This is a genomic window from Methylovorus menthalis, assembly GCF_020523625.1.
Taxonomy (GTDB): Bacteria; Pseudomonadota; Gammaproteobacteria; order Burkholderiales; family Methylophilaceae; genus Methylovorus; species Methylovorus menthalis.
Window position 1 is genome coordinate 20,974 of sequence record NZ_JAJAQH010000006.1, and the last position, 25,921, is coordinate 46,894.

35 protein-coding genes are annotated in these 25,921 nt (G+C 56.2%); 34 read left to right on the forward strand and 1 reads right to left on the reverse strand.

Features of this window, described 5'->3' with window-relative positions; genetic code table 11:
• Position 1: 1 nt before the first annotated feature.
• From LG204_RS05845 to LG204_RS05900, 12 genes are all read left to right on the forward strand, one after another.
• The gene (locus LG204_RS05845) at positions 2–661 is read left to right on the forward strand and encodes an aminomethyltransferase family protein (protein WP_230336391.1); all 660 of its coding nucleotides are present in this window, start codon (positions 2–4) and stop codon (positions 659–661) included.
• 48 nt (positions 662–709) lie between these two features.
• Complete coding sequence (gene glnT / locus LG204_RS05850; protein ID WP_013443132.1) at positions 710–2,044, forward strand: type III glutamate--ammonia ligase; 1,335 nt, start codon at positions 710–712, stop codon at positions 2,042–2,044.
• Positions 2,045–2,128: 84 nt separating this feature from the next.
• Positions 2,129–3,025 carry a class II glutamine amidotransferase gene (locus tag LG204_RS05855; RefSeq protein WP_230336392.1) on the forward strand — a complete coding sequence of 299 codons (897 nt, stop codon included), beginning with the start codon at positions 2,129–2,131 and terminating at the stop codon, positions 3,023–3,025.
• Entirely contained in the window at positions 3,013–3,705 is a 693-nt protein-coding gene (locus LG204_RS05860; protein ID WP_230336393.1) for a GltB/FmdC/FwdC-like GXGXG domain-containing protein, read from the forward strand. Before LG204_RS05855 ends, LG204_RS05860 begins: the two co-directional genes overlap by 13 nt.
• Position 3,706: 1 nt before the next feature.
• Positions 3,707–5,041 carry an FMN-binding glutamate synthase family protein gene (locus LG204_RS05865; RefSeq protein ID WP_013443129.1) on the forward strand — a complete coding sequence of 445 codons (1,335 nt, stop codon included), beginning with the start codon at positions 3,707–3,709 and terminating at the stop codon, positions 5,039–5,041.
• 221 nt (positions 5,042–5,262) lie between these two features.
• A complete protein-coding gene (locus tag LG204_RS05870; protein ID WP_230336394.1) occupies positions 5,263–5,487 on the forward strand; it encodes a hypothetical protein in 225 nt (74 codons plus the stop codon).
• A 141-nt stretch (positions 5,488–5,628) separates the two neighbouring features.
• Positions 5,629–6,336 carry a type 1 glutamine amidotransferase gene (locus tag LG204_RS05875; protein ID WP_230336395.1) on the forward strand — a complete coding sequence of 236 codons (708 nt, stop codon included), beginning with the start codon at positions 5,629–5,631 and terminating at the stop codon, positions 6,334–6,336.
• Positions 6,337–6,463: 127 nt separating this feature from the next.
• Positions 6,464–7,012 (forward strand): formaldehyde-activating enzyme, encoded by a 549-nt coding sequence (fae, locus tag LG204_RS05880; protein ID WP_013443121.1) that lies wholly within the window; start codon positions 6,464–6,466, stop codon positions 7,010–7,012.
• A 123-nt stretch (positions 7,013–7,135) separates the two neighbouring features.
• Positions 7,136–7,555, forward strand: coding sequence for a secondary thiamine-phosphate synthase enzyme YjbQ (locus LG204_RS05885; protein ID WP_230336396.1), 420 nt, complete (start codon positions 7,136–7,138; stop codon positions 7,553–7,555).
• 5 nt (positions 7,556–7,560) lie between these two features.
• Complete coding sequence (locus LG204_RS05890; protein ID WP_230336397.1) at positions 7,561–7,761, forward strand: hypothetical protein; 201 nt, start codon at positions 7,561–7,563, stop codon at positions 7,759–7,761.
• Positions 7,761–8,357, forward strand: a complete 597-nt coding sequence (locus LG204_RS05895) for an NAD(P)H-dependent oxidoreductase (protein ID WP_230336398.1) — start codon at positions 7,761–7,763, stop codon at positions 8,355–8,357. The genes LG204_RS05890 and LG204_RS05895 overlap by 1 nt, the downstream gene beginning before the upstream one ends.
• Positions 8,358–8,359: 2 nt before the next feature.
• Complete coding sequence (locus LG204_RS05900) at positions 8,360–10,204, forward strand: monovalent cation:proton antiporter-2 (CPA2) family protein (RefSeq protein WP_230336399.1); 1,845 nt, start codon at positions 8,360–8,362, stop codon at positions 10,202–10,204.
• A 47-nt stretch (positions 10,205–10,251) separates the two neighbouring features.
• Here the strand turns inward: LG204_RS05900 and LG204_RS05905 are convergent, their stop codons facing one another.
• Positions 10,252–10,680 carry a CBS domain-containing protein gene (locus LG204_RS05905; protein WP_230336400.1) on the reverse strand — a complete coding sequence of 143 codons (429 nt, stop codon included), beginning with the start codon at positions 10,678–10,680 and terminating at the stop codon, positions 10,252–10,254.
• A 180-nt stretch (positions 10,681–10,860) separates the two neighbouring features.
• Between LG204_RS05905 and LG204_RS05910 the strand changes: the two genes are divergently transcribed.
• The 22 genes from LG204_RS05910 (at position 10,861) to xerD (ending at position 25,915) form a co-directional block, all read left to right on the forward strand.
• A complete protein-coding gene (locus LG204_RS05910) occupies positions 10,861–11,370 on the forward strand; it encodes a MarR family winged helix-turn-helix transcriptional regulator (RefSeq protein WP_230336401.1) in 510 nt (169 codons plus the stop codon).
• A gap of 48 nt (positions 11,371–11,418) precedes the next feature.
• On the forward strand, positions 11,419–11,802 hold the full coding sequence (locus tag LG204_RS05915; protein WP_230336402.1) for a YybH family protein: 384 nt from the start codon (positions 11,419–11,421) through the stop codon (positions 11,800–11,802).
• Between the two features lie 10 nt (positions 11,803–11,812).
• Positions 11,813–12,730 carry a DMT family transporter gene (locus LG204_RS05920; RefSeq protein WP_230336403.1) on the forward strand — a complete coding sequence of 306 codons (918 nt, stop codon included), beginning with the start codon at positions 11,813–11,815 and terminating at the stop codon, positions 12,728–12,730.
• Between the two features lie 108 nt (positions 12,731–12,838).
• Positions 12,839–13,564, forward strand: a complete 726-nt coding sequence (locus tag LG204_RS05925; protein ID WP_230336404.1) for a YebC/PmpR family DNA-binding transcriptional regulator — start codon at positions 12,839–12,841, stop codon at positions 13,562–13,564.
• A gap of 28 nt (positions 13,565–13,592) precedes the next feature.
• Positions 13,593–14,129, forward strand: coding sequence for a crossover junction endodeoxyribonuclease RuvC (ruvC, locus tag LG204_RS05930; protein WP_230336405.1), 537 nt, complete (start codon positions 13,593–13,595; stop codon positions 14,127–14,129).
• 83 nt (positions 14,130–14,212) lie between these two features.
• Entirely contained in the window at positions 14,213–14,791 is a 579-nt protein-coding gene (gene ruvA, locus LG204_RS05935) for a Holliday junction branch migration protein RuvA (RefSeq protein WP_230336406.1), read from the forward strand.
• Between the two features lie 22 nt (positions 14,792–14,813).
• Entirely contained in the window at positions 14,814–15,851 is a 1,038-nt protein-coding gene (ruvB, locus tag LG204_RS05940; RefSeq protein ID WP_230336407.1) for a Holliday junction branch migration DNA helicase RuvB, read from the forward strand.
• Entirely contained in the window at positions 15,839–16,273 is a 435-nt protein-coding gene (ybgC, locus tag LG204_RS05945; protein ID WP_230336408.1) for a tol-pal system-associated acyl-CoA thioesterase, read from the forward strand. Before ruvB ends, ybgC begins: the two co-directional genes overlap by 13 nt.
• Positions 16,273–16,947 carry a protein TolQ gene (gene tolQ / locus LG204_RS05950; protein ID WP_230336409.1) on the forward strand — a complete coding sequence of 225 codons (675 nt, stop codon included), beginning with the start codon at positions 16,273–16,275 and terminating at the stop codon, positions 16,945–16,947. The genes ybgC and tolQ overlap by 1 nt, the downstream gene beginning before the upstream one ends.
• Before the next feature lie 9 nt (positions 16,948–16,956).
• The gene (locus tag LG204_RS05955) at positions 16,957–17,343 is read left to right on the forward strand and encodes a biopolymer transporter ExbD (protein ID WP_230336410.1); all 387 of its coding nucleotides are present in this window, start codon (positions 16,957–16,959) and stop codon (positions 17,341–17,343) included.
• 6 nt (positions 17,344–17,349) lie between these two features.
• On the forward strand, positions 17,350–18,132 hold the full coding sequence (locus tag LG204_RS05960) for an energy transducer TonB (protein ID WP_230336411.1): 783 nt from the start codon (positions 17,350–17,352) through the stop codon (positions 18,130–18,132).
• 69 nt (positions 18,133–18,201) lie between these two features.
• Positions 18,202–19,476: a Tol-Pal system beta propeller repeat protein TolB gene (tolB, locus tag LG204_RS05965; RefSeq protein ID WP_230336412.1), complete on the forward strand. Its 1,275-nt coding sequence runs from the start codon at positions 18,202–18,204 to the stop codon at positions 19,474–19,476.
• 74 nt (positions 19,477–19,550) lie between these two features.
• Positions 19,551–20,087, forward strand: a complete 537-nt coding sequence (gene pal / locus LG204_RS05970) for a peptidoglycan-associated lipoprotein Pal (protein WP_013443102.1) — start codon at positions 19,551–19,553, stop codon at positions 20,085–20,087.
• 6 nt (positions 20,088–20,093) lie between these two features.
• Positions 20,094–20,906: a tol-pal system protein YbgF gene (ybgF, locus tag LG204_RS05975; RefSeq protein WP_230336413.1), complete on the forward strand. Its 813-nt coding sequence runs from the start codon at positions 20,094–20,096 to the stop codon at positions 20,904–20,906.
• 101 nt (positions 20,907–21,007) lie between these two features.
• The gene (gene queE / locus LG204_RS05980; RefSeq protein WP_230336414.1) at positions 21,008–21,646 is read left to right on the forward strand and encodes a 7-carboxy-7-deazaguanine synthase QueE; all 639 of its coding nucleotides are present in this window, start codon (positions 21,008–21,010) and stop codon (positions 21,644–21,646) included.
• Between the two features lies 1 nt (position 21,647).
• The gene (gene queC, locus LG204_RS05985) at positions 21,648–22,325 is read left to right on the forward strand and encodes a 7-cyano-7-deazaguanine synthase QueC (RefSeq protein WP_230336415.1); all 678 of its coding nucleotides are present in this window, start codon (positions 21,648–21,650) and stop codon (positions 22,323–22,325) included.
• Between the two features lie 111 nt (positions 22,326–22,436).
• The gene (rpsP, locus tag LG204_RS05990; protein WP_013443098.1) at positions 22,437–22,688 is read left to right on the forward strand and encodes a 30S ribosomal protein S16; all 252 of its coding nucleotides are present in this window, start codon (positions 22,437–22,439) and stop codon (positions 22,686–22,688) included.
• A 43-nt stretch (positions 22,689–22,731) separates the two neighbouring features.
• The gene (gene rimM, locus LG204_RS05995; RefSeq protein ID WP_230337850.1) at positions 22,732–23,226 is read left to right on the forward strand and encodes a ribosome maturation factor RimM; all 495 of its coding nucleotides are present in this window, start codon (positions 22,732–22,734) and stop codon (positions 23,224–23,226) included.
• Positions 23,226–24,035 (forward strand): tRNA (guanosine(37)-N1)-methyltransferase TrmD, encoded by an 810-nt coding sequence (gene trmD, locus LG204_RS06000; RefSeq protein ID WP_230336416.1) that lies wholly within the window; start codon positions 23,226–23,228, stop codon positions 24,033–24,035. Before rimM ends, trmD begins: the two co-directional genes overlap by 1 nt.
• A 17-nt stretch (positions 24,036–24,052) precedes the next feature.
• Positions 24,053–24,436 (forward strand): 50S ribosomal protein L19, encoded by a 384-nt coding sequence (gene rplS / locus LG204_RS06005; protein ID WP_230336417.1) that lies wholly within the window; start codon positions 24,053–24,055, stop codon positions 24,434–24,436.
• 103 nt (positions 24,437–24,539) lie between these two features.
• A complete protein-coding gene (locus LG204_RS06010) occupies positions 24,540–25,022 on the forward strand; it encodes a methylated-DNA--[protein]-cysteine S-methyltransferase (protein WP_230336418.1) in 483 nt (160 codons plus the stop codon).
• Complete coding sequence (gene xerD, locus LG204_RS06015) at positions 25,019–25,915, forward strand: site-specific tyrosine recombinase XerD (protein WP_230336419.1); 897 nt, start codon at positions 25,019–25,021, stop codon at positions 25,913–25,915. The genes LG204_RS06010 and xerD overlap by 4 nt, the downstream gene beginning before the upstream one ends.
• Positions 25,916–25,921 lie beyond the last annotated feature (6 nt).

Sequence of the window (25,921 nt, forward strand, 5' to 3'; positions counted from 1 at the left end):
CATGACTTTTATCCAGACCTCTCCTGTCAGCCACGCCCAGCACCATGCACATCCGGTCATGGGCAGCCTGCATGGCATGGAAATCGCCCTTGAATTTGGTACTCCAGCCAGCCAGCAAGCCCAGGCAGCAGTGGCCGGTGTGGCTGAGTTCAGCGCCTTCACACGCTTCGCCGTCAAGGGGGCAGGCGCTGCCGAATGGCTGGGCGCGCAGGGCATGGAACTGCCCGCCGCAGCCAACAGCTGGCTCATGCAGGATTCCACGCTGGTGCTGCGTCTTGGCAATAGCGAGTACTTGCTGGAGGACCAATTTGTGGCGGGTCACGCCAGCAGGCTGGCGCAAGGCTCAGCCCCGGTGGGCGCCAAGCTTTATCCGGTGGCGCGTAGCGATGCAGCCCTGGTGCTGAGCGGTCAGCATGCGCTGTCGATACTGGCAGAAATCTGCGCGCTGGATGTGGCCGCCGAGCTGGCAAATAACCAGCGCCTGCTGATGACGCAAGTTGCCAATATTTCGGTCACGCTGCTCAGCCAGACATTGAATGGCAAAACGCTTTACCGCCTGTGGTGCGATGGCACCTATGGCCCCTATCTGTGGCATGAACTGACCGCCATGGCCCAAGAGTTCGGAGGCGGTCCGGTGGGCCTCTCCTTTTATTTCAAGTAAGCATATTCAAGTTACCAAACATTGCAGCATCTACAAGGGGATCACACGATGAAGTCACTGGAAGAAGCACAGAAGTTTCTGGAAGACCACCACGTCAAATACGTGCTGGCGCAGTTTGTCGATATACATGGCGTGGCCAAGGTAAAGTCTGTGCCTGCCTCGCACCTGAACGATATCCTGACCACGGGCGCCGGCTTTGCCGGTGGCGCCATCTGGGGTACAGGCATTGCGCCTAACGGCCCTGACTACATGGCGATTGGTGAGTTGAGCACCTTGAGCCTGATCCCCTGGCAGCCGGGTTATGCGCGCCTGGTATGCGATGGCCATGTGAATGGCAAGCCTTACGAATTTGATACCCGCGTCGTCCTGAAACAACAGATTGCCCGCCTGGCCGAAAAAGGCTGGACGCTCTACACCGGCCTGGAGCCTGAATTCTCCCTGCTGAAAAAAGACGAGCATGGTGCGGTGCATCCGTTTGATGACAGCGACACGCTGCAAAAGCCCTGTTATGACTACAAAGGCATTACTCGCCACTCGCCCTTTCTGGAAAAGCTGACCGAATCGCTGGTGGAAGTGGGCCTGGATATTTACCAGATCGACCACGAAGATGCCAACGGCCAGTTTGAAATCAACTATACCTATGCCGACTGCCTGAAGAGCGCCGACGACTACATCATGTTCAAGATGGCGGCGAGCGAGATTGCCAACGAACTGGGCATCATCTGCTCTTTCATGCCCAAGCCCTTCAGCAATCGTCCCGGCAATGGCATGCACATGCACATGTCGATCGGCGATGGCAAGAAGAGCCTGTTCCAGGATGACAGTGACCCCAGCGGCCTGGGTCTTTCCAAACTGGCCTATCACTTCCTCGGCGGCATTCTGGCCCACGCCCCGGCGCTGGCGGCGGTGTGCGCACCTACCGTCAACTCTTACAAGCGCCTGGTGGTCGGCCGCTCGCTGTCTGGCGCCACCTGGGCACCGGCTTACATCGCCTATGGCAACAACAACCGCTCAACGCTGGTGCGTATTCCCTACGGCCGCCTGGAACTGCGCCTGCCCGATGGCAGCTGCAACCCTTACCTGGCTACCGCAGCCGTGATCGCCGCTGGCCTCGATGGCGTGGCACGCGAGCTTGACCCCGGCACCGGTCGTGATGACAACCTCTACGACTACAGCCTGGAACAGCTGGCCGAATTCGGCATTAACATCCTGCCGCAAAACCTGGGCGAGGCGCTGGATGCGCTGGAAGCTGACCAGGTGATCATGGATGCCATGGGCCCTGGCCTCAGCAAGGAATTCGTCGAGCTGAAGCGCATGGAGTGGGTGGATTACATGCGCCATGTGTCGGATTGGGAAATCAATCGCTACGTACAGTTTTACTAGTTTGGACTTTGAGCGCGCTGCCCGGCAGCGCATGGCGGAGGCCCTCTCCGCCACCTGATGAATGAATTTGAAAGGAGCAACATCATGTGTGGAATTGTAGGTTTGCTGGTTAAAAACCCCAGCATGCGCGCCAACATTGGCGAGCTGATGATGCCGATGCTGATCGGCATGACAGAACGTGGCCCTGACTCTGCCGGTATGGCGGTGTTTACGGCGCCGGTGGCAGGCAACGAGCTGAAGTACAGCCTGTATGCCCCGACCATGGATTTCAACTGGCAAGGCCTGGCGCATGACTTTGATGCGCACCTGGGCAGCAAGGTCAGCCTCAGCACCAAGGGCAACCACGCCATCCTGATCTCGCATCTGGAAACCCCGACCATCAAGACCTGGATCAAGGAACACTATCCACAGGTTCACATGCTGTCCGTCGGCCAGTCGATTGATGTGTACAAGGATACCGGCCTGCCAGCTGATGTCGCTGCACGGTACGACCTGCCGCAACTAAGCGGTACCCATCTGGTGGGCCATACCCGCATGGCAACCGAGTCTGCCATTACTCCGGCCCACGCCCACCCATTCACGGCTGGCCGTGACTGGTGCCTGGTGCACAACGGTTCACTGTCCAACGCCAACAGCCTGCGCCGCAAGCTGCAGCACGAAGGCATCGACTTTGAAACCGATAACGATACCGAAGCTGCCTGCCGTTTCCTGGAATGGCGCATGCGTGAAGGCGACGATCTCAAGACCGCGCTGGAACATGGTTTTGACGAGCTGGATGGTTTCTACACCCTGTTGATGGGCACCAAGGACCAGCTGGCCCTGATCCGCGATCCGTTTGCCTGCAAACCAGCCGTGGTGGCCGAGCATGATGATTACGTGGCGATTGCCTCCGAGTTCCGCTCGCTGGCCCACTTGCCCGATGTGAAGAATGCGCACGTGTTTGAACCTTCGCCCAAGGAGATGTATGTATGGAAAGTCTAAAATTTGATCTGGCGGCAACGCCTTTGCGCGAGGTTAACCAGTACCTGCACAGCCCGGCTTCCGAGTTGAATGGCAAGCATGTAGTGATTCATAACCCGAACGGCGCACACAATATCGCCGTCGGCCTCAAGTCGGATGTGCAGGTGACGATTGATGGTCACGCTGGCTATTACGCCGCAGGCATGAACCAGCTGGCCAACGTCGTGGTAACCGGCAGCGCCGGTACCGGTGTGGCCGAGAACATGATGTCTGGCGTGGTGCACGTCAAAGGCTTTGCCTCCAATGCGGCCGGTGCCACGGCACAAGGTGGTTTGCTGATTATTGATGGCGATGCTGGCCTGCGTTGCGGTATCTCGCTCAAGGGCGCGGATATCGTGGTCGGCGGTTCGGTCGGCAGCTTCTCCGCCTTTATGGCACAAGCCGGTAATCTGGTGGTGCTGGGCGATGCTGGCGAAGCGCTGGGCGACTCCCTGTACGAAGCCCGCCTGTTTGTGCGCGGCGAGGTCAAGAGCCTAGGTGCCGATTGCGAAGAAAAGCCGATGGATGACGAAGCCCGCCAGATTCTGGTGGACCTGCTCGCCAAGTCCGGCCATGCCGATGTCAGCCCCGACAGCTTCAAGCTCTTCGGTTCTGCCCGCACCCTGTATAACTTCCATGTCGATAACGCAGGAGCTTACTAATATGAGCGATACCCCAAAAACCCCTCAGACGCAGCCACGGTTCTCCGCGACTTTCGACCCTTACACCCTGTCTGAAATCCGCCGCGCAGCTGCGACCGGTATTTACGACATTCGCGGTGCCGGTGCCAAGCGCAAGCTGCCGCATTTTGACGATCTCCTGTTCCTGGGCGCATCGGTCAGCCGTTACCCGCTGGAAGGCTATCGTGAAAAATGCGGTACCGATGTTGTGCTCGGCACCCGTTTCGCCAAGAAGCCAATACACCTGAAAACCCCGGTGACGATTGCGGGCATGAGCTTCGGTGCCTTGTCCGGTCCGGCCAAAGAGGCACTGGGTCGCGGCGCCAGCGCCGTTGGCACCAGCACCACCACCGGTGACGGTGGCATGACGCCGGAAGAGCGTGGTCAGTCTTCCATTCTGGTGTATCAATACCTGCCATCGCGCTACGGCATGAACCCGGACGACCTGCGCAAGGCCGATGCGATTGAAGTCGTGATCGGGCAGGGCGCCAAGCCGGGCGGCGGCGGCATGCTGCTGGGCCAGAAGATCAGTGACCGTGTTGCCAAGATGCGCTGCCTGCCCAAGGGCGTGGACCAGCGTTCTGCCTGCCGTCACCCTGACTGGACCGGCCCGGACGATCTGGAAATCAAGATCGCCGAGCTGCGTGAAATTACTGATTGGGAAAAACCCATCTATGTCAAAGTCGGCGCAACTCGCCCTTACTTTGACGTGACCCTGGCCGTGAAAGCCGGTGCCGATGTCGTGGTGCTGGATGGCATGCAAGGCGGTACTGCCGCCACGCAGGAAGTGTTCATTGAACACGTCGGCATTCCTACACTCGCCGCCATTCGTCCCGCCGTGCAAGCCCTGCAGGACATGGGTATGCACCGCAAGGTACAGCTGATTGTGTCCGGTGGTATCCGTAATGGTGCCGACGTGGCCAAGGCGCTGGCCCTGGGGGCTGATGCCGTAGCAATTGGTACCGCCGCGCTGGTGGCTTTGGGTGACAACGACCCACGCCTCGAAAGCGAATACCAGGCTCTGGGCACCACTGCTGGCGCCTACGACGACTGGCACGAAGGCAAGGATCCTGCAGGCATCACCACGCAAGATCCTGAGCTGATGAAGCGTCTCGACCCGGTAAAAGCAGGTCGCCGCCTCGCCAACTACCTGGCCGTGATGACCATGGAAGCCCAGGTGATCGCCCGTGCCTGCGGTAAATCGCATCTGCACAATCTGGAACCGGAAGATCTGGTCGCATTGACGGTGGAATCCGCCGCCATGGCCAAGGTACCGCTCGCCGGCACCAGCTGGATTCCAGGTCAGGTGCAGTACTAGTTCATCTTATCCAAGCAGCTACCGCTTGCTGTCTGGGTGGCGTGAAATCAAAAGCCCGCATTTGCGGGCTTTTGGTTTTGGCGCGTGGCATGGCCGAGGGGGATAAGTTAGTCGCATGGCTTAATGCGATGCCTCAGCTGTTTTTTTGTGAACCCTCTCGCCATTCGAGTCTCTAAACAGGTGCAGTTTTGTTTGTCTTGAATACTCAAGGAGAGGTGAACATGAAAATCGATATCTATCAGAGCGCCAGCAGCAGCCAGAAATATCTTTCCGTCTTGTCGGGCGCAGATGTATCAAAAATTGCCGTGGATGACCCGGATTACGCCAAGTTGATCCGGCAAAAAACCGGTGTGGAAATTGGTGAGGATTCCCTGGCTGCCGATGCCATCAAGGATATAGACCAGCAGGGTTACCATTTGCATAAAGTGCGGTTCGCCATTAACTAGGCAGGCGATAAAAAATGCACCCTTCCCGGTGCATTTTTTATCGGGGAGCATACTGAAGTCATCTGCTAAAAGCCCCGTGCGGCACGATTCGTGCATGCTTTGGGTGTATCATTCACATATTGTTTTTTAATCGAATTCGTCATGAAGCCCGTTGCCGTTGTCCAGTTTACCGCCAATGATACGCCCGCCTTTTTTGCGCATTACCTGAATCGTATGGGAGTCCCCTGGCGCCGCATTTCCGTGCATGCAGGCGATGCCTTGCCCCAGCCTATCACTGAATACAGTGGGCTGGTGATGATGGGCGGCCCCATGAGCGTGAATGATCCCTTGCCTTGGATACCGACTTTGCTGGAGATTATTCAGGATGCCGTGGCGCAGGATATCCCTGTGCTGGGGCATTGCCTTGGCGGTCAGTTGCTGTCGCGCGCCATGGGGGGGCAGATTACCGATAACCACTGCGCCGAAATCGGCTGGCATACGGTGCAGGCGGCAGATCCGCAGCTGGCAGAGGAATGGCTGGGCGGCATCAGGGAGTTCACGACGTTTGAGTGGCATTACCAGACCTTCAGCATGCCGCCGCAAGCCAAGCCATTGCTGGGCAATGCGCAATGCTGCAATCAGGCATTTGTCATGGGCAAACACATTGGCTTTCAATGCCACATTGAAATGACGGTGGACCTGGTCAACACCTGGTGCACCACCAGCGCGCACGAGATCGAAGCCGCCTTGCATCAGCCTAGCGTGCAACCGCCGCAGGCGATTATGGAGGCTGCACCCGATCAGGTGGCAGCGCTCAATCAGGTGGCCAGTGCCGTTTACACTCGCTGGATCACCGGACTCAAGCACTAACTCGCGCAATAGCGCTGCAACTTCGCGTCGCACCCAGCGTCGTATCCGACATCATGCGTCATTTGTTGTCGGGCCTGCTTAAAGGCGGGCCCGCTTTCTTTTTTTAATCCATCACAAGGAGCAGGATATGAGTGATCCGATTGTTATGCGGGTAGGTGAAGCGTTGGTGGCAGGGGGCCCTCCAGGCACGGCAGCCGAGCCGGAAGTTGCCATTGGCGAAATGAGCGGTCCCATGGGCGTGGCGTTTGCCAATCTGCTGGGAGACCAGGTCAAGGGGCATACCCGGGTGCTGGCGATTCTGAATACTGATGTTATGGTGCGCCCGGCGACACTGATGGTGAGCAAGGTGACGGTGGATAATTCGCGCTATACCAATATCCTGATGGGAACCGTGCAGGCGGCGATTGCCAATGGCGTGCTGGATGCCGTGCGCAATGGTGATATCCCCAAGGATAAGGTGAATGACATTGGCATTATTGTTTCGGTATGGCTGCACCCCAGCGTGGCGGACAAGGATGACCTTGATCACAAGGTGCTGTTTGAACTGCACCGCAAGGCGACAGCGCAGGCCATCCATAAAGCCATGAGCAACGAACCCAGCATCGACTGGCTGCTGGAAAACCAGGAAAAGATCGTGCACAAGTACTACCAGATGGGCCTGGACGGCAAAATCTAGCATTCATTTTTTCGTCATTTGACACATGCAGGAGGCCGCGCTGGCCTCTTGTGCGTGTTTACTCGCCAGAAGCGCTGGCTATAATGCAGCTTGAATAATCCTCCATTGCAGAAAGGCGCTTCCATGAAAAGCTACCGCAAAGAACTCTGGTTCAATCCTCCCACCCGCGTTGCCTTTATCAACATTACCCCGCAAATCCGCGAGTGCCTGCACGAAAGCGGCGTGCGCGAAGGCTTTGCCCTGGTGAATGCCATGCATATCACCGCCAGTGTGTTTATCAATGACGATGAATCCGGCCTGCACCACGACTACAAAGAGTGGCTGGAGCGTCTGGCACCGCACGAACCTATCCGCAATTACCGCCATAACGATACCGGCGAAGACAATGCCGATGCCCACATGAAGCGTCAGGTGATGGGCCGCGAAGTGGTGGTGGCGATTACCGAAGGTCAGCTGGATTTTGGCCCGTGGGAACAGATTTTCTACGGCGAGTTTGATGGGCGCCGCAAAAAACGCGTGCTGGTCAAGATCATCGGCGAGTAAGGGATATGTTTCGTATCCTCTGCCTGCTGCTCATTGCGCTACTGGCTGGCTGTACCGGACGCCAGCTCTACGATAGCGCGCAAGCCACCCGCCAGGCAGAGTGCCGCCTGTTCACCGATCCCATTCAATGGCAGAACTGCATGGATGCGGCGAACCGCAGCTATGACAGCTATCGCATGGAAATGCCCAAGAAGGAAGCTCCTTGATGGCGCAACGTGTCCTGATCCTGTTTTCGCACCCTTATGCTGAAGCCTCGCGGGTGAACCGCGCCCTGGTGAGTGCTGTGGTGGACATGCCGGATGTCACGGTGCATGACCTCTATGAGCACTACCCCGAGCAGATGATCGATGTGGCGCATGAGCAGGCGCTGGTGGCCGAGCATGATGTATTGGTTTTTCAGCATCCGCTGTTCTGGTACTCATGCCCCTCGCTGATGAAAAACTGGCTGGATACCGTGCTGACCTTCGGCTGGGCGTATGGCGATGATGGCGATGCCCTGCGCGGCAAGCCATGGATACATGCCATTACCAGTGGCGGTGCCGCCAATGTGTATCAGCGCATGGCCTACAACCAGTTTTCCATCGCTGAGCTGCTGCGCCCATTTGAGCAGACCGCCACGCTGTGCGGCATGCCATATTTGCAGCCATTTTTGACCCAGGATGTAAACCAGCTGGATGAAATTGCCCTGCAAAAACGGGCGGCGCAATATGCGCAATGGATACAGGGCTTGGTAGATGGTGATTTGCCGCCCGTGGTACACACGGCGCATGCGCCGCAAGTTGATTTTCTGGCAGGAGCATAAGCATGGCTGAAGCGCATACCCCTGCCTTGCTCATTCAGGGCGCTGTTTATCTGGGCGCTGCCGTACTGGCAGTGCCCTTGTCCAAACGCCTGGGGCTGGGCTCAGTGCTGGGCTATCTTATCGCCGGTATTCTTATCGGCCCGTGGGGGTTGGGGCTGATAGCCGAGACCGAGACCGTGCTGCACTTCTCCGAATTCGGAGTGGTGATGATGCTGTTCCTCATCGGGCTGGAAATCGAGCTGGATAAGCTGCTGGAATTGCGCACGCCGATTTTTGGGATGGGCGGATTGCAGGTGGTGCTGACCATAGGCCTTGTGGTGGCGCTTGGGCTATTTCTGCATCTGGATTGGCGCTTGGCGCTGGTGGCGGGCATGGGGGTGGCGATGTCATCCACTGCGATTGCCATGCAGGTACTGGCGGAGCAGGGCGTGCTGGCACAGCCGTCGGGTCGGTCGGCATTTGCTGTCTTGCTGTTCCAGGATCTGGCGGTGATTCCGCTGATGATTCTGCTGCTGGTGATTGCGCCCGGCACCGAAACCGCTACCGGCTTTCATATGGATTGGCTCGCCATTACCAAGGCGATTGCGCTGGTGGTGGTGCTGATCGTTGGCGGCAAATACCTGCTGCGGCCTATTCTGCGCTATATCGCCAACACCGGCTTGCGCGAGATTTTCATTGCTTTTGCCCTGTTCCTGATCATCGGCGTCTCCATCCTCATGACCTCGGTGGGTCTCTCCATGGGCTTGGGCGCATTTATCGCCGGGGTGCTGCTGGCAGATTCCGAATACAGGCAGGAGCTTGAGCTGGATATCGAGCCATTCAAAGGCTTGCTGCTGGGGCTGTTTTTTATCGCGGTCGGCATGTCGGTCAACTTGCCCTTGATCATGCAGCAACCCTGGCTGGTGCTCGGCCTGGGCCTGGGATTTGTGATGCTCAAGTTGGTGTTGCTGTTTGGTCTGGCACGCGCATTTGGCCACAAGTCGCAAGATGCGCTGCTGTTTGCGCTGACATTGTCGCAGGTGGGCGAGTTTGCCTTTGTGATTTTCAATGCCGCTGCCGATGCCCGGATTTTTACGGACAATACGGCCAGCCTGCTGAATTCCGTGGTGGCGATTTCCATGCTGACCACGCCGCTATTCATGCTGGCGCATGGCATTTACCTGCGCAAGCGGCTTAACCGAAAATCCTCCAGCCACGATGCATTTGAAGAGCAACGCGCAGTTATCGTGGCCGGCTTCGGACGCGTGGGGCAGGTGATTACGCGTTTGCTGAGCAGCGTGGGCCAGCCGCCCACTGTGATTGACTTTGACCCGAACCAGATAGACCTGATGCGGCAGTTTGGACACAAGGCGTATTACGGCGACATTACCCGGCCCGATGTCTTGCGGGCGGCGGGCATTGCCAAGGCCAAGCTGCTGATACTGGCGATTGATAATGCGGAAGATGCGCTGGAGACGGCGCGCTATGTGCGCAAACACTATCCGCAAGTGACGATACTGGCGCGTGCCCGCAACCGCAGCTATGCGTTTGAGTATATGGATCTTGAGGTGGATTTTGTGCGGGAGACGTTTGCTGGAGCCCTGCAGCTAGGCGAAAAGGTACTGACCGAGCTAGGCTACAGCCGTTTTCATGCCTACCGCACAGCCTGGCGTTTCCGTCAGCACGATGAAAAGCTGATGTGGGCCAGCCACCCGATCCGCAATGACATGCAGCAAGTGGTGGTCAACAGCCTGCGCATGCGTAACGACCTAACCCGTATCCTCACCGAGGAGCAGGGAGATGACTTGCGTGAGCGCATCAACCAGGGCTGGGAGCAGGTGGGACGGACCGAGGCAGACCGCAGCTGAGCTTCAGCCCGCGGCTGCGCGATGGATGGCTCTGCCTGGGTGAGGCTTCAGCTCTGGATATAGCTCTCCAGTTGCTGAATCAGGAACTGCTGATACTCGATGGTCGCCTTGACCAGATCGCCAATCGACAACACGCCGACTACCTGACTGTGCTCGATCACCGGCAGGTGGCGTATGCGTTTGCCTGACATCAGGTTCATGCATTCGTCCACGGTCTGGTCAGGCGATACCGTGATCACCTGGTGCGACATGATGTCAGAGACCGGCGTGGTTTTAGATGTCTTGCCCTTGAGTACCACTTCCCGCGCATAATCCCGCTCGGAAAAAATACCTACCAGGGCCTGTCCACGCATCACGAGCAGAGCGCCTACGCGATACTCGGCCATGATCTTGAGGGCGTCGTAAACCAGGCTATCGGGGCCGACGGATAAGATGGTATTACCTTTTTCTTCCAGCAATTGCCGTACTGTTTTCATACATCCTCCTCGAACGTTTTTAAGGCTTGTTATGGCTGCCTGTTCTTTTTTACGGCCCGCGCTGAATCACGCAAGGGCTTGTTTCGAAATTTAAATATACACCTATCGGCTAGTTAGTAGAACCTTAAATCCCGTCATGGGCTTGACATGGTTAGCCAGCTAACTATAATGACCCTAATCATGTTGCAACTGCGCGATCTCCCTACCCCTGAAGTGCTGGATAAATTTGCCCAGCGCTACCCCGAGGCTGATGTCTCGGCGATTTCGTCTTTCCTGCATTTGTTGCGGGTCGCTACGGACCTGTCCATTGCCCTCGATACCTGCCTCAGTCGGCATGGCTTGCTGCAAGGGCGCTGGTGGGTACTGATCCTGCTGATGCGCGAAGAAACCCTGACATCAACGCCTTCTGCGCTGGCGCAAAAAGCGGGCGTTTCACGCGCCACCATGACGGGCCTGATTGATGGTCTGGAGCGCGATGGTCTGGTTGAGCGCATTTACGCAGGCGAAGATCGCCGCAATATCAGCGTGCGCCTCACCCCGGCCGGGCAGGCCAAGCTGGATGAGGTAATGCCGGACTACTACAGCCGCCTCAAGCAATGCATGGCCGGTCTGGATGAGGCCGGGCGCAAGCACCTGCACGAGATGCTGCACCTAATCGTGGCGGGCGTTCCCGCCATGGTCCAGGCCTGACATTTCACGCTTTACTGAATTCGTTACTAACCCCAAGGAGTAATTACCATGCAAACCAATGACGCATTAAAGGCGCAATTCACCACATCTAACCAGGCGTGGGATTCGGCTTTCAACACCCAGCAGCCTGCTCTGGTGGCTTCTTTTTACGATGATGAAGCCAGTCTTTTGCCATCAGGCGCTGCCCAGGTGACGGGCGGCAAGGCGATTCTGGATTTCTGGCGCGACCTGATCGGCCAAGGCGTGGTTGACCACAAGCTGGAGCTGCTGGAAGTGGGCGCGGATGAAACACTGGCTTTTCAACGTGGTCGCTGGAGCGCTGCTGCAGTGAATGCCGCCGGTGAGCGTCAGGAATTCAGTGGTAATGTGCATCTGCTGTATCGCCGTCAGGCCGATGGTAGCTGGAAGCTGTATACCCATACCTGGAATTGATTTTGCAGAGATGAATACCTCCGCCAGCGCCACGGTGCGCGCCTTTCTGGCTCTGCTTCTGCTCGCTGTGCTGTGGGGCTATAACTGGGTGGTGATGAAGCATGCGCTGCGTTATGCGGGTGCCTTTCAGTTTGGTGCCTTGCGTACCTTCCTGGGGGCGCTGTGCCTGCTGGTTCTATTGCCGATCTTGCGGCGGCCGATCCGGCCACGGCAGATTCCCACCTTGCTGTTACTGGGTGTGCTGCAAACCTGCGGATTTACCGGCCTCATTATCTGGGCGCTGGTAGAAGGGGGTGCGGGCAAGACGGCTGTACTGACTTACACCATGCCATTCTGGGTGATGATCCTGGCCTGGCCCTTGCTCGGCGAAAAAATCCGTGGCACGCAATGGCTGGCGGTGGCCTGCTCCATCATGGGCCTGCTTTTCATTCTGGACCCGTTGCATCTCGGCGCTGACCTTTTCAGTATGGCGCTGGCGGTGCTCGGTGGTGTGTTCTGGGCCTTGTCGGTGATTGTTGCCAAGAAGCTGCATCAGCGCTCACCAGAGCTCGATTTGCTCTCGCTCACTGCCTGGCAGATGTTTTTTGGCTCGCTGCCATTGGTGGCAGTGGCGTTGATCGTTCCCGCGGGGCCAATTCAATGGACGCCCCAGTTCATTGGTGCAGTCGCCTTCAATGCCATCCTGTGTAACGCGCTGGCCTGGATGCTGTGGCTTTACGCCTTGCAGCGGCTGCCTGCCGGTATTGCCAGCATGACTTCCATGCTGGCGCCGGTGATCGGTGTACTGGCCGCCTGGTGGCAATTGGGCGAGCGCCCCACGCCAGGCGAGTCGATCGGCATGCTGCTCATCGGTGCTGCCCTCGTCATTATTTCACTGCGCAGCATGCGCAGTCGCGAAGCCATAGACCCCGCCATGGGGCAGGATTAGTCTCGCCTTTCTTCCCTGTTTATCGAGTATTGCTTGTTTTAGCGACTGCCAGCAGCAGGCCTGGCTATGGTAAAATCCGGCGAATTTAAAGGGTTAGAGGATTTAGTCATGGCAGGTCATTCCAAATGGGCCAATATTCAGCATCGCAAGGGCCGTCAGGATGCCAAGCGCGGCAAGATTTTTACCAAGCTGATCAAGGAAATTACCGTGTCGGCCCGTCTGGGCGGCGGTGATATCAACTTCAACCCGCGCCTGCGTGCCGCGGTGGCGGAAGCCAAAGAAGAAAACATGCCGGCAGAAAACATCACCCGCGCCATCAAGCGTGGTACAGGTGAGCTGGAAGGCGTGAATTACGAAGAAATTCGCTATGAAGGCTATGGCATTGGCGGCGCCGCCATCATCATCGACTGCATGACGGATAACAAGCAGCGTGCGGTGGCCGATGTGCGCCATGCCCTGTCCAAAAATGGTGGCAACCTGGGCACCGATGGCTGTGTGGCCTTCATGTTCAAGCATTGCGGCACCCTGGTATTTGAACCAGGCACCAGTGAAGAGCAGGTAATGGAAGCGGCGCTGGAAGCCGGTGCGGAAGATGTGATTACCGATGAAGACGGCAGTATTGAGGTGATTACGCCGCCTGCAGATTTCACCGCCGTGAAGGAAGCCCTCGAAGCAGCGGGCCTCAAGGCTGTGCTGGCTGAGGTGACCATGAAGCCGCTCAATGAAACCGCGTTTACCGGCGACGATGCCGCCAAAATGCAAAAACTGCTGGATGCGCTGGAAGACCTGGATGATGTGCAGGACGTGTACACCACAGCGGTGATCGAAGAGTGATGCCCTTGCTGGCGACAGGTCGCAGCTGATGCGCATCCTTGGTATTGATCCAGGGTTGCGCCTGACCGGTTTTGGCGTCATCGAAAAAACCGGTGAAAAACTGAGTTACATCGCCAGCGGCACCATCAAGACCACCCAGGGCAAGGGCGCCGAGATTGAAGACCTGCCCTCGCGGCTGAAAATCATACTCGATGGCCTGGCCGAAGTGATCGCCACCTATGCCCCGGAGCAGGTGGCGATTGAAAAAGTATTTGTAAACGTGAATCCGCAATCGACCCTGTTACTCGGGCAAGCCCGTGGCGCGGCGATTTGTGCGGCTGTGATCCAGAATCTGCCGGTGGCGGAATATACAGCGCTGCAGGTCAAGCAGTCGGTGGTGGGCAATGGTCATGCCGCCAAGGAACAGGTGCAGGAAATGGTAAAGCGTCTGCTGAAGCTGCCTGGCGTGCCCAAGCCGGATTCGGCCGATGCCCTGGCATGTGCCATTTGCCATGCGCACGGCGGCCAAGGCCTGGGCAGGCTGGCAACGGCCGGGTTTCGCGTACGGGGCGGGCGGCTGGTGTGATTGCGCATTTCCCCCTGGCAACGTTTATATACATCTCAATTAATTAACCCTGCCGCATAGGCGGCATCTGTGGGAGCGTGTTCATGATTAGCCGAATCAGCGGAGTCCTGATTGAAAAGGCACCGCCGCAAGTGGTGATTGATTGCCATGGCGTCGGCTATGAATGCGAGGTGCCCATGAGCACCTTCTATAACCTGCCAGCCCTGGGTGAAAAAGTGGTGCTGCTGACGCAGTTTATCGTGCGCGAAGATGCGCAGCTGCTATATGGTTTTGGCACCGACCGCGAGCGCCAGACCTTTCGCCAGCTGCTGAAGGTGAATGGCATAGGTGCCAAGTCGGCGTTGTCGATATTGAGCGGCTTGTCGGTCGATGATCTGGCGCAAGCAGTGGCCTTGCAGGAAACCGCGCTGCTGACCCGCGTGCCGGGCATAGGCAAGAAAACGGCCGAGCGCCTGTTGCTGGAGCTGAAAGACAAGTTCAGCGTGGATGGTCTCACCACGCCCGCTGGTCAGCCGAAATCCGCCAGTGGCGATGTGCTCAACGCGCTGCTCGCCTTGGGGTACAATGAGCGGGAAGCCATGGCAGCCGTCAAGCAATTGCCTGCCGATGTTGTAGTGGCCGACGGTATCCGTCTGGCACTCAAATCCCTTTCCAAATCCTGATTAAAGACCGCCTGACAGGCCCATGATAGAAACCGACAGACTGATCGCCGCCGAGCCGCTGGGCCGGGAGGAAGAAGCGCTGGAGCGTGCCCTGCGCCCCAAGGTGCTGGACGAGTATGTCGGTCAGGAAAAGGCCCGCGGTCAGCTCGAAATCTTCATCAATGCTGCGCGTGGCCGCAGCGAAGCTCTGGATCATGTCTTGCTGTTTGGCCCGCCTGGCCTTGGCAAGACAACACTGGCGCACATCATTGCGCGCGAAATGGGCGTGAACATGCGCCAGACATCTGGCCCGGTGCTGGAACGCGCAGGCGATCTGGCGGCATTGCTGACTAATCTTGAGCCCAATGATGTGCTATTCATCGATGAAATCCATCGACTATCCCCCGTGGTGGAGGAAATTCTTTACCCTGCCATGGAAGACTATCGCCTGGACATCATGATAGGCGAAGGCCCTGCTGCGCGTTCGGTGCGGCTTGATTTGCCCCCTTTTACGCTGGTGGGTGCCACTACGCGTGCCGGCATGCTGACCAATCCGCTGCGCGATCGCTTCGGGATTGTGTCGCGGCTGGAGTTTTATACGGCCGATGAATTGGCGCGTATCGTGCATCGCTCGGCTGGTCTGCTCGATGTCAGCATGCAGGAGGCGGGTGCGCTGGAGATTGCCAAGCGTTCCCGCGGCACGCCACGTATTGCCAACCGCTTGCTGCGCCGCGTGCGCGACTATGCGCAGGTCAAGGCGGATGGCATCGTCACCTCGGCGATTGCCGATGCGGCATTGCAAATGCTGGATGTCGACAAGCTGGGCTTTGATGTCATGGATCGCAAGCTGTTGCTCGCCGTGCTGGAGAAGTTCGGTGGCGGCCCGGTGGGCCTGGATAATCTGGCCGCGGCCATTGGCGAGGAGCGCGACACGATTGAAGATGTGCTTGAGCCTTATCTGATTCAGCAGGGTTACCTGATGCGCACGCCGCGTGGCCGTGTGGCTACCCAGCAGTCATACCAGCATTTTGGGTTGCCAACCCCGGCCAGCATGCAAAATGGAAGCTTATGGCAGGAGTGAGCGATACCGTGCATGCGGATCAGTTTGCATGGCCGATCCGGGTTTACTACGAAGATAGTGATGCTGGCGGCATCGTCTATCACAGCCAGTATCTCAACTTTATGGAGCGTGCCCGCACCGAGTGGTTGCGCAGCCTGGGATTCGAACACACGGAACTTACCGCGCAGTTTGGCATCATCTTTGTTGTGCGTAATATCGAAATCAAATTTAAAAAGCCCGCCCGTTTCAATGACGCCATTGAGGTACATAGCGAGCTTGCCAGCATGGGCCGCAGCCGCATGGTGTTTGAACAAAAGATTTTCCGGGACGGGCAGATCCTTACCGAAGCCAGCGTGGAAGTTGTCTGCATTGATGCGGTCAACTACACGCCAGTAACGATTCCCGCCCCTATCCAACAGTCAATGAAAAAAATGGAGCAGTAATGAACCTCAGCGAGGATATGTCCCTATATACCCTGTTGTCCGGCGCCAGTGTGCCGGTGCAGATTGTCATGGCCATCTTGCTTCTCACCTCTCTGGTGTCATGGTGGTACATCTTCATCAAGGTGTTCAGCATTCGCAGTGCAGAGCGCGATGCGCTGGCATTTGAAGAGGAATTCTGGCGTGGTGGTGATCTCAACAAGCTCTACGACAGTGTGAATGCTGGCCGTCGGCGCGCACAAGGCATGGCCAGTATTTTTGAGGCCGGGTTCAAGGAATACGCCAAGCTGAAACGCCAGGGCGGCCTGGAAATCAGTGACGTGACCCAAAGCGCACAGCGTGCCATGCGCGCCGCCTACAACCGCGAAATGGATGATCTCGATTCGCATCTGCCATTTCTGGCATCCGTCGGCTCTGTCAGTCCTTATATCGGTCTGTTCGGTACGGTTTGGGGCATCATGAATGCGTTTCGTGGTCTGGCCAATATGGCGCAGGCGACCTTGTCTCATGTGGCGCCAGGCATTGCCGAAGCGCTGGTGGCAACCGCCATTGGCCTGTTTGCCGCCATTCCCGCGGTCATCGCCTACAACCGGTTTGCTTCTGCGGTTGACCGGCTGGCCGTGCGCTATGAAAGCTTCATGGAAGAATTCACCAACATCCTGCAGCGCAACAAGTAAGGGGGCATCATGGCGAGAACCCGTAAACGGCGGATGATGAACCAGATCAACGTCGTGCCTTACATTGACGTGACGCTGGTGCTGCTCGTGATCTTTATGGTCACGGCGCCCATGACCAATCCTGGGGTGGTGGAACTGCCGCAGGTAGGTCAGACGCTGAAACAAGCCGCGGCGCCACTGGTGATTACCGTCAAGGCCAATGATCAGGTCGAAATTGAAGGCAAGGCGCTGGAGCGCGATCAGCTGCTGTTTGAAGTGCGCACCATGCTGGAAAAAACGCCAGACCGCGCTATTGTCATTGCTGCCGATAAAAACGTGAAGTATGACCAAGTGGTCAGCCTGATGGATGGCCTTAAGCAATACAAGGTTGGGCTGTTGCTCAAGCCTGCAAAATAGGTTGGCATGATACGCGAGCGTGAAAATACATTTGCCATTCGTGCTGGCGCCCTGTCGGTGCTGGTGCATGGTGTTCTGTTGATGTTGCTGCTGTTTTCCTTTCATTGGAAAACCGTGCAGCCCATGAGCGTGGCTCAGGTGGAACTGTGGGAAGCGATTCCCGCTGAAAAGGCGGTGCAGCCGCCCAAGCCTGAACCAATGCCTGAGCCGGTAAAACCAGAACCAAAACCGGAGCCCAAGCCCGAGCCTAAACCTGATCCGGCTCCCGAGCCTCAGCCCAAAGCTGAGATTCAGGTGAAAAAGGAACCGGTTAAACCCAAGGAAGAAAAGCCGGTAAAACCGAAAGAAGAGCCCAAGCCTGAGCCAAAAAAGAAAGACGAAAAGCCTAAAGAGGACATGCTGAAAAAACTGCAGCAAGCCATGCTGGAGGAAGACGCAAAGGCGACGCATGCAGCTGCGCCCCAAACCGGCCCGGCAGCGTCAGCATCGCCCAAGGTGGATCCCAGCGAAGTCGCGAAATATATCGGCCTGATCACGAACAAGATCCGGCGCAATGTGAATTCGCAATTGTGTGGCAGCGGCAAACCCGAGCTAACCTTTAACCTTAATCTGATGCCGACGGGGGAGCTGATTGGCTCGCCACGGCTGGTTAAAGGCAGCGGTATTACTGCCTGTGACGACGCTGTGGAGCGGGCTATTCTGCAGTCTCAGCCCTTGCCATTGCCTACGCAGCCAGACCTGCTTGCACAGTTTCGTAACCTGGAACTCAAGTTCAGGCCGAATGAGTAGCATAAGTTTGCTAGAATGGCTGGACTTTGCACAAGGGAACTTTGCAAAACATATTTACCCTAATTACCCATGAACAAACTACGTCTACTACTTAGCTTTTTCCTCTTGGCCTTGCCGCTTGCCGGTAATGCTGCATTGACAATCGAAATCGTTGGCGGCGCTGCACAGCAAATCCCGATTGCTGTCGTGCCTTTCGCCAAAACGCCTGGTGCACAGGATGATATTGCCACGGTCGTGGGGGCTGACCTGCGGCGCAGTGGCTTATTCCGTGTGCTGGAAACGCGTGGTGTGGTGAATCAGCCGCACGATCTGCCCGAGGTGAAATATCCCGAGTGGGCTGCCATTCAAGCCCAGGCGCTCACGATAGGCTCAGTGGAAACGTTGCCTGGCGGCCGCCTCAAGGTGTCTTTCCGCTTGCTGGATGTGCTAAAGCAAAACCAGCTTGCAGGACTTGAATTCAATATCTCGGCATCGCAGCAACGTGCGACAGCGCACAAAATTGCCGACATCATTTATGAGAAACTGACTGGCGAGCCTGGTGTGTTCTCCACACGCATTGCCTACATCACCAAGACCGCTGGCCGCTATGCATTGCAAGTGGCCGATGCCGATGGGTACAACCCGCAGACTGTGATGTCTTCCAATGAGCCAGTAATATCCCCACGCTGGTCTCCGGATGGCACGAAACTGGCTTATGTTTCCTACGAGAAAAAGAAGCCGATTGTATTTGTGCAGTCGCTGGTGACGGGGCAGCGTAATGTGGTTGCAAACTTCAAGGGTAACAATAGCGCCCCTGCATGGTCTCCTGATGGTAGCCGACTGGCGATTGTATTGACGCACAGCGCCAACTCACAGGTGTATGTGATCAATGCCGATGGTACCGGATTGAAGCAGCTGACCTACACGACGTCTATTGATACAGAACCATTTTTCAGCCCGGATGGCTCGGTGATCTACTTCACATCCAACCGGGGTGGCGGGCCGCAGATATATCGCATGGCCAGCACGGGCGGTGATGCCAAGCGGATGACGTTTGACGGTAATTACAACGTCAGCCCGCGCATCTCGCCGGACGGCAAGACCTTGGCCTATATCAAGCAGGATAGTGGCAAGTTCCGCGTGGCCGTGCAGGATATAGCCAGCGGTCAGGTGCAGATTCTGAGTGATACCGCACAGGATGAGTCTCCCAGCTTTGCTCCGAATGGCCGCATGATTCTTTACGCGACCAGCATTAGCGGGCGTGGTGCCTTGGCTGCCGTCTCTGCAGATGGTCGCGTCAAGCAGCGTCTAAGTGAAACTGGCGGGGATGTGCGTGAGCCCGCGTGGGGACCCGCAGCGAATTAGCCGTTTTGTGATGGAACAGATTTTTTAGTAGTGAATTTTGGTTGTATTTTATTGATTTTAAAGGAGAGAAAAACATGAATAAAAGTTTAGTAACAAGCGTACTGCTGGCGATGATGCTGGCTGCTTGCTCAAGCAAGCCTGTGAAGAATGCCCCTGTTGTTGAAGACAAGAGCCCAGCGCAAACTACCACCAGCCAAAGCTCTGACTCTGCTTCTACCAGCGGTGTACAGAACAGCAGCATGTCGGTTAACCCTTTGACCGATCCTAACAACATCCTGTCCAAGCGCAGCGTTTACTTCGATTTTGACAAGGATGAAGTCAAGCCTGAATACCGTGATCTGGTTAATGCCCATGCCAAGTACCTGGTTGAGCATCCAGATGCCAAGGTGATTCTGCAAGGTAACACTGACGAACGTGGCACCCGCGAGTACAACCTGGCGCTGGGTCAACGTCGTGCTGTTGCTGTCAAGCAAGTGCTGAACCTGCAAGGTGTTTCTGACAAGCAAATCGAAACAATCAGCTACGGCGAAGAAAAGCCACAAGCTGCTGGTTCCGACGAAGCTGCTTACAGCAAGAACCGTCGTGCTGACATCGTTTACCAAGGCGAGTAATTGATAATGCGTGGTTTGATAGTAGGTTTGGGGCTGTTGATGGGTGTTTCTCAAGTGGCGCATGCTGCGCTGTTTGGGGATGATGAGGCACGCAGGAAAATTGCTGACCTTCAGCAACAGGTGCAAACCCAGAATCAGGCCACGCAAGCTGCGATAGATGAGTTGAAGAAAAATCAGCAGGCTCTGGAGCAACGTTACACCCAGAGCCTGACTGACATGCTGGGCAAGATTGATGCCCTCAATCAGCAGATCAGTCGTCTGCAAGGCCAATTGGAAGTGGCCAACCATAACGTTGACATGACGCAACAGCGTCAAAAAGATTTATACGCAGATACGGATAGCCGTCTGCGCAAACTGGAGAGTGGGGCGCCAGCCGCCGCTACCGATGCGGCACAGTCCACATCAGGTGCTGTCGCAGAGGCGCCAGCCAGTTCGTCGGAAAACAAAGACTTTGAGGCTGCTAATGGCTTGCTGCAGGTCAGCAAGTTCAAAGAGTCATTTGATGCCTATCAGAAGTTTCTGCAGACATACCCCGCCAGTACTCACGCAGCCGATGCGATGTATGGCTTGGGCTTCTCGCAGTTCTCACTCAAAAATTACAAGGCAGCGATTGCTACCCAGCAAAAGCTGCTGAAGCAATATCCTGATAGCGCCAAAGCGCCGGAAGCCAGTTTTAATATTGCCAACAGCCAGATACAGCTGGCCGATGTGGATGGCGCCAAAAAGACCCTGCGCGACCTGATCAGTCAGTATCCTAAGAGTGATGTGATTCCGCGCGCGCAAAGCCGTCTCAAAGTTCTGGAATCGATAAAGCGCTAAGCGTTCAGGCAATTCGCCAGAACTGCCCCAACTTCAAGTAAAATAACGTTTATTGATGGCCGACAGCAGATTGTTGTCGGCTATTTTCCATTTATCCGGTCATGAAACTTAGAATCCACGAAATCTTCCATTCGCTGCAAGGCGAGTCATCGCGCGTTGGCCTGCCCACGGTGTTCGTGCGGCTGACGGGCTGCCCCATGCGCTGCGTTTATTGCGATACTGCCTATGCCTTTCATGGGGGCGGTAGCATGGAGATTGACGACATCATGCAGAAGGTGGCCGAGTATGGGGCGCATTATGTGACGGTGACGGGCGGCGAACCCCTGGCGCAACGCGATTGCCATGTGCTGCTGACACGGCTGTGCGATGCGGGGTATAGCGTGTCGCTTGAGACCGGCGGTGCGATGGATATCGCCAGGGTCGATCCACGCGTATCCGTCATTCTGGATATCAAAACCCCCGGATCTGGCGAGCTGGAAAAGAATATGTGGGGCAATCTTGAGCATCTCAAGGCGCAGGACGAGGTGAAGTTTGTATTATGTGATCATGCTGATTATGTCTGGGCCAAAGAGCTGCTTGCCGAGCAGCCATTGCATCGCACATGCAGTGTGCTGTTCTCCCCGGTATATAGCCAGGTGAATCCGACAGAGCTGGCTGAGTGGATATTGGCGGACAAGTTGCCTGTGCGCATGCAGGTGCAGTTGCACAAGATATTGTGGGGCGAAAGGCCCGGAGTTTGAGATGAGCAAAAAAGCGGTTGTGCTGTTATCCGGTGGGCTTGATTCCGCCACTGTGCTGGCCATTGCGCGTAGCCAGGGCTATGAGTGCTATTGTCTGAGTCTGGATTATCACCAGCGCCACTCTGCCGAGCTGCTGGCGGCACAGCGTGTCGCCGAATGTCTGGGGGCGGCGGAGCACAAGACCGTGCAACTGGATCTCTCCCTGTTTGGTGGGTCCGCCCTCACAGATAACCGCATCGATGTCCCACAGTCCCCTACGGAAGGCATTCCGGTGACGTATGTGCCAGCCCGTAATACCATCATGTTGTCATTGGCACTTGCCTGGGCCGAAGTGCTGAAATCGAGCGATATTTTTATTGGCGTCAACGCGCTGGATTACTCGGGCTATCCAGATTGCCGTGGCGAATATGTGCGGGCTTTTCAAGCTATGGCCAATCTTGCCACCAAGGCCGCTGTCGAAGGTGACACCATTACCGTGCATGCTCCGCTGATTGATTTATCCAAGGCTGACATAGTGAAGCGCGGCAGCGCGCTGGGCTTTGATTATGGAATGACAGTTTCCTGTTATCAGGCGGATGAGCAAGGCCGGGCTTGTGGCAAGTGTGATTCATGCCGCTTCCGTCGCGATGGTTTTCTGGCGGCGGGCATGGCAGACCCTACGCGCTACCAGCCTGCATAGTAGAGGGTGATCGGGCAAGAATGCAGATAATCTGATATTCCCCTTGCCAAGCCCCTCATAAATAACGTAAAATCCGCGCCTTTCTGTGTCAATTAAAAGAGAACAACTATTATGGTGATCATTCGTCTCGCACGCGGTGGCGCGAAGAAATCCCCCTTTTACAGCGTAGTGGTAGCTGACTCGCGCAATCGTCGCGATGGTCGCTTCATTGAGCGTGTAGGTTTTTACAATCCTTTGGCTAAAGAAGGCCAAGAAGGCCTGCGCCTGAACGGTGAGCGTATTGCTCACTGGCAAAGCAACGGCGCACAGCTGTCTGATTGCGTTGCACGTCTGGTCAAGCAATCTGCCAAAGCAGCTGCCTAAGCGGGGTATTGCCTTTTAACAGGCGATAACAACTGTGAAGGATATGGTCGTCATGGGGCGCGTTGTCGCCCCTTATGGCATTTATGGCTGGCTGAAAATTCAGCCGGATACCGAGACCATAGATAGCCTGTTCGATTACGATAACTGGTGGCTGGGGCGTGACTCCAAGTGGCAGGAATACGTAGTCGAAGCAGCGAAAGTGCATGGCAAGACCTTGCTGGTCAAGCTGGTGGGGATTGACGATCGTGATGCTGCATTTGCTGCCCGAGGCAAGCAGGTGTCCGTGCCGCGCGAGCAGTTGCCCGAAGCTGAAGAGGGCGAGTATTACTGGTCCGATCTGATTGGTTTGCGCGTCAGCAATTTGCAGCAGGTAGATTTTGGCACTGTGGTGGATGTATTCGAAACTGGTGCCAATGATGTGGTGGTGGTGAAAGATAATGCCGGGCGTGAGCGTCTGGTGCCGTTTACCGCAGAAGCCGTGCCTGAGGTGAATATTGAAGCAGGAACCATGCTGGTAGACTGGGATCCGGAGTTTTAATGTCGCTGGCGCCTGAAGCCACCAAGTCTGTCACCAGACAGTTTGATGTGGTGAGTCTGTTTCCGCAGATGTTTGAAGCCGTCAGCCGGTTTGGCATTACGGCGAGGGCGCTGGAAAAAGCCATTTATGCCCTGCATGTGTGGAATCCACGCGATTTCACCAGCGACAATTACCGTACAGTGGATGACCGGCCATACGGTGGCGGTCCTGGCATGGTGATGCTGGCCGAGCCGCTGGAAAAAGCGATTGGTGCTGCCAAAGCAAGGCAAGTGGAAGCCGGAGTTGCTGTGCCCAAGGTGATACACATGTCACCGCAAGGCAAGCCTCTTACCCATGCCGCGGTGATGCAGTTGGCGCAAGAGCCTGGCTTGATATTGCTGGCCAGCCGCTATGAAGGTGTAGACCAGCGCTTGCTAGACCGTGTGGTTGATGAAGAGTATTCGATAGGCGATTATGTGCTATCGGGTGGTGAGTTACCCGCCATGGTGTTGATAGATGCGATTGTGCGTCAATTGCCCGGCAGTCTGGGCGATATGGATTCCGCACTCGAGGATTCATTTGTGGATGGCTTGCTGGATTGCCCCCACTATACCCGCCCGGAAGTATATGAAGGCGTGGCGGTGCCCGAGATTCTGATGTCCGGGCATCATGTAAAGATCAAGCGTTGGCGACTCAAGCAGTCGCTGGCGCAAACAAGGGCTAAACGCCCGGATTTACTGGCCGAAAGGTCGTTGACGAAAGAGGAATCTCGGCTGCTGGCGGAGCTTGATGTTGAGCAAACGTTGAAGCAGGAACAAGAATCCTCATAATTAAAAGGAACTGAAAAATGGCAGACATTATCAAGATGTTGGAAGAGGAAGAAATTGCCCGTCTCGGCAAGAATGTTCCTGAATTTGCACCTGGTGACACCGTTATCGTTGGTGTGAACGTGGTTGAAGGTACTCGTAAGCGTGTACAGGCTTATGAAGGCGTTGTGATTGCCAAGCGCAATCGTGGCCTGAACTCTTCTTTCATCGTTCGCAAGATTTCTTCCGGTGAAGGCGTTGAGCGTACATTCCAGACTTACTCCCCACTGATCGCTTCTATTGAAGTGAAGCGCCGTGGTGATGTACGTCGCAGTAAGCTGTACTACTTGCGTGAGCGTTCAGGCAAGTCTGCACGTATCAAGGAAAAGCTCAAGCTGCGTGAAAAGCCAGTTAGCGCTGAATAAATTTCAGCCCAGCTGTCCACAAAAAGCCCCGCAAGGGGCTTTTTGCTTTTGTAGCTTGGGAGTTGACTGGATACGCCACGAAAGATTGCGTTACCATAGTCCGATGAATGCTGGAAACACACCGCACGATTATGATGCCATCATCACTGCGCCATTTGGAGCAATAGGCCTGCGCGTTCAGGATGACTTCGTGGTCGGCATTGAACTGTTGGCCGAGACCTTAGAGCCTCATGCGGCTCCGCTTCCATTTGTGCAGCACGCCGTGCATGAACTGCAGCAGTATTTGCTGGATCCCGCGCGCCTGATAGACCTTCCATATCTTACTGGCGGCACCTTGTTTCAGCAGCGTGTCTGGAAGGCCATTGCCGATATCCCGTCTGGAGAAGCCTTGAGCTATAGCCAGCTGGCCCAATGTGTCCATTCCGGCCCCAGGGCGGTTGCCAACGTGTGCGGCGCGAACAGGGTACCCTTGCTGGTTCCCTGTCATCGCGTCGTTGCCAAAAGCGGCCTGGGGGGCTTCATGCAGGGTAATCCACGTGGTCTTGCCATCAAGCAGTGGTTGCTGGCACATGAGGGTTTTGCATGAGCGCGGCGAATACGGCGCTGCTGGACAGCTTTGTGGATCACCTGTGGCTGGAGGATGGTCTGGCGCGTAATACGCTGGAAAGTTACCGGCGCGATCTCGCGCTGTTTGCTGGCTGGCTGTGGTCGGAAAATGCCAGGTTGCTCAATCAGGCTGATCAGGGAGATATTCAAGAGTATCTCGCGTTCCGGTTTCCGACCAGCAAGCCGCGTAGTGTCAGCCGTTTGATTGCGAGCTTGAGGCGGTTTTATCGCCATGGCTTGCGCGAGGGACACATTAGCGTTGATCCCACGATACTGATTGATACGCCCAAGCTGCCACGCTCATTGCCAAAGAGCCTGAATGAAGACGAGGTGGTCGCCTTGTTGAGCGCACCGGATATTTCCCAAGTCATTGGCCTGCGCGACCGGGCCATGCTTGAGACCCTTTATGCCTGTGGCCTGCGCGTCTCCGAGTTGGTGGGTTTGCGCTATACCGAAGTCAGCCTCAATGAAGGGGTAGTGCGCGTGACGGGTAAAGGCAGCAAGACTCGCCTGGTCCCGTTGGGGGAAGAGTCGGTGGATTGGTTGTTGCGTTATGTACGCGAAGGACGGCCGCAGATGCTGCAGCAGCGCGTTTCTGATAGTTTGTTTGTGACGCAGCGCGGCGAGGCCATGACGCGCCAGGCATTCTGGTATCTGATCAAGCGCTACGCTTTGCAGGCAGGCATACACAAACCTTTATCGCCCCATGTGCTGCGCCACGCTTTTGCCACCCATTTATTGAATCACGGGGCAGATTTGCGGGTGGTGCAGATGCTGTTGGGGCACTCGGATATTTCAACCACGCAAATTTACACGCATGTGGCGCGTGAGCGCCTGAAGCAATTGCATGCCAAGCACCATCCGCGCGGCTAGGGTGTG

Excerpts from the sequence above, each read along its gene's own strand:
- LG204_RS05845 (WP_230336391.1), top strand. The coding sequence starts at position 2 with ATGACTTTTATCCAGACCTCTCCTGTCAGCCACGCCCAGCACCATGCA.
- glnT (WP_013443132.1), top strand. The coding sequence starts at position 710 with ATGAAGTCACTGGAAGAAGCACAGAAGTTTCTGGAAGACCACCACGTC.
- LG204_RS05855 (WP_230336392.1), top strand. The coding sequence starts at position 2,129 with ATGTGTGGAATTGTAGGTTTGCTGGTTAAAAACCCCAGCATGCGCGCC.
- LG204_RS05860 (WP_230336393.1), top strand. The coding sequence starts at position 3,013 with ATGGAAAGTCTAAAATTTGATCTGGCGGCAACGCCTTTGCGCGAGGTT.
- LG204_RS05865 (WP_013443129.1), top strand. The coding sequence starts at position 3,707 with ATGAGCGATACCCCAAAAACCCCTCAGACGCAGCCACGGTTCTCCGCG.
- LG204_RS05870 (WP_230336394.1), top strand. The coding sequence starts at position 5,263 with ATGAAAATCGATATCTATCAGAGCGCCAGCAGCAGCCAGAAATATCTT.
- LG204_RS05875 (WP_230336395.1), top strand. The coding sequence starts at position 5,629 with ATGAAGCCCGTTGCCGTTGTCCAGTTTACCGCCAATGATACGCCCGCC.
- fae (WP_013443121.1), top strand. The coding sequence starts at position 6,464 with ATGAGTGATCCGATTGTTATGCGGGTAGGTGAAGCGTTGGTGGCAGGG.
- LG204_RS05885 (WP_230336396.1), top strand. The coding sequence starts at position 7,136 with ATGAAAAGCTACCGCAAAGAACTCTGGTTCAATCCTCCCACCCGCGTT.
- LG204_RS05890 (WP_230336397.1), top strand. The coding sequence starts at position 7,561 with ATGTTTCGTATCCTCTGCCTGCTGCTCATTGCGCTACTGGCTGGCTGT.
- LG204_RS05895 (WP_230336398.1), top strand. The coding sequence starts at position 7,761 with ATGGCGCAACGTGTCCTGATCCTGTTTTCGCACCCTTATGCTGAAGCC.
- LG204_RS05900 (WP_230336399.1), top strand. The coding sequence starts at position 8,360 with ATGGCTGAAGCGCATACCCCTGCCTTGCTCATTCAGGGCGCTGTTTAT.
- LG204_RS05905 (WP_230336400.1), bottom strand. The coding sequence starts at position 10,680 with ATGAAAACAGTACGGCAATTGCTGGAAGAAAAAGGTAATACCATCTTA.
- LG204_RS05910 (WP_230336401.1), top strand. The coding sequence starts at position 10,861 with ATGTTGCAACTGCGCGATCTCCCTACCCCTGAAGTGCTGGATAAATTT.
- LG204_RS05915 (WP_230336402.1), top strand. The coding sequence starts at position 11,419 with ATGCAAACCAATGACGCATTAAAGGCGCAATTCACCACATCTAACCAG.
- LG204_RS05920 (WP_230336403.1), top strand. The coding sequence starts at position 11,813 with ATGAATACCTCCGCCAGCGCCACGGTGCGCGCCTTTCTGGCTCTGCTT.
- LG204_RS05925 (WP_230336404.1), top strand. The coding sequence starts at position 12,839 with ATGGCAGGTCATTCCAAATGGGCCAATATTCAGCATCGCAAGGGCCGT.
- ruvC (WP_230336405.1), top strand. The coding sequence starts at position 13,593 with ATGCGCATCCTTGGTATTGATCCAGGGTTGCGCCTGACCGGTTTTGGC.
- ruvA (WP_230336406.1), top strand. The coding sequence starts at position 14,213 with ATGATTAGCCGAATCAGCGGAGTCCTGATTGAAAAGGCACCGCCGCAA.
- ruvB (WP_230336407.1), top strand. The coding sequence starts at position 14,814 with ATGATAGAAACCGACAGACTGATCGCCGCCGAGCCGCTGGGCCGGGAG.
- ybgC (WP_230336408.1), top strand. The coding sequence starts at position 15,839 with ATGGCAGGAGTGAGCGATACCGTGCATGCGGATCAGTTTGCATGGCCG.
- tolQ (WP_230336409.1), top strand. The coding sequence starts at position 16,273 with ATGAACCTCAGCGAGGATATGTCCCTATATACCCTGTTGTCCGGCGCC.
- LG204_RS05955 (WP_230336410.1), top strand. The coding sequence starts at position 16,957 with ATGGCGAGAACCCGTAAACGGCGGATGATGAACCAGATCAACGTCGTG.
- LG204_RS05960 (WP_230336411.1), top strand. The coding sequence starts at position 17,350 with ATGATACGCGAGCGTGAAAATACATTTGCCATTCGTGCTGGCGCCCTG.
- tolB (WP_230336412.1), top strand. The coding sequence starts at position 18,202 with ATGAACAAACTACGTCTACTACTTAGCTTTTTCCTCTTGGCCTTGCCG.
- pal (WP_013443102.1), top strand. The coding sequence starts at position 19,551 with ATGAATAAAAGTTTAGTAACAAGCGTACTGCTGGCGATGATGCTGGCT.
- ybgF (WP_230336413.1), top strand. The coding sequence starts at position 20,094 with ATGCGTGGTTTGATAGTAGGTTTGGGGCTGTTGATGGGTGTTTCTCAA.
- queE (WP_230336414.1), top strand. The coding sequence starts at position 21,008 with ATGAAACTTAGAATCCACGAAATCTTCCATTCGCTGCAAGGCGAGTCA.
- queC (WP_230336415.1), top strand. The coding sequence starts at position 21,648 with ATGAGCAAAAAAGCGGTTGTGCTGTTATCCGGTGGGCTTGATTCCGCC.
- rpsP (WP_013443098.1), top strand. The coding sequence starts at position 22,437 with ATGGTGATCATTCGTCTCGCACGCGGTGGCGCGAAGAAATCCCCCTTT.
- rimM (WP_230337850.1), top strand. The coding sequence starts at position 22,732 with ATGGTCGTCATGGGGCGCGTTGTCGCCCCTTATGGCATTTATGGCTGG.
- trmD (WP_230336416.1), top strand. The coding sequence starts at position 23,226 with ATGTCGCTGGCGCCTGAAGCCACCAAGTCTGTCACCAGACAGTTTGAT.
- rplS (WP_230336417.1), top strand. The coding sequence starts at position 24,053 with ATGGCAGACATTATCAAGATGTTGGAAGAGGAAGAAATTGCCCGTCTC.
- LG204_RS06010 (WP_230336418.1), top strand. The coding sequence starts at position 24,540 with ATGAATGCTGGAAACACACCGCACGATTATGATGCCATCATCACTGCG.
- xerD (WP_230336419.1), top strand. The coding sequence starts at position 25,019 with ATGAGCGCGGCGAATACGGCGCTGCTGGACAGCTTTGTGGATCACCTG.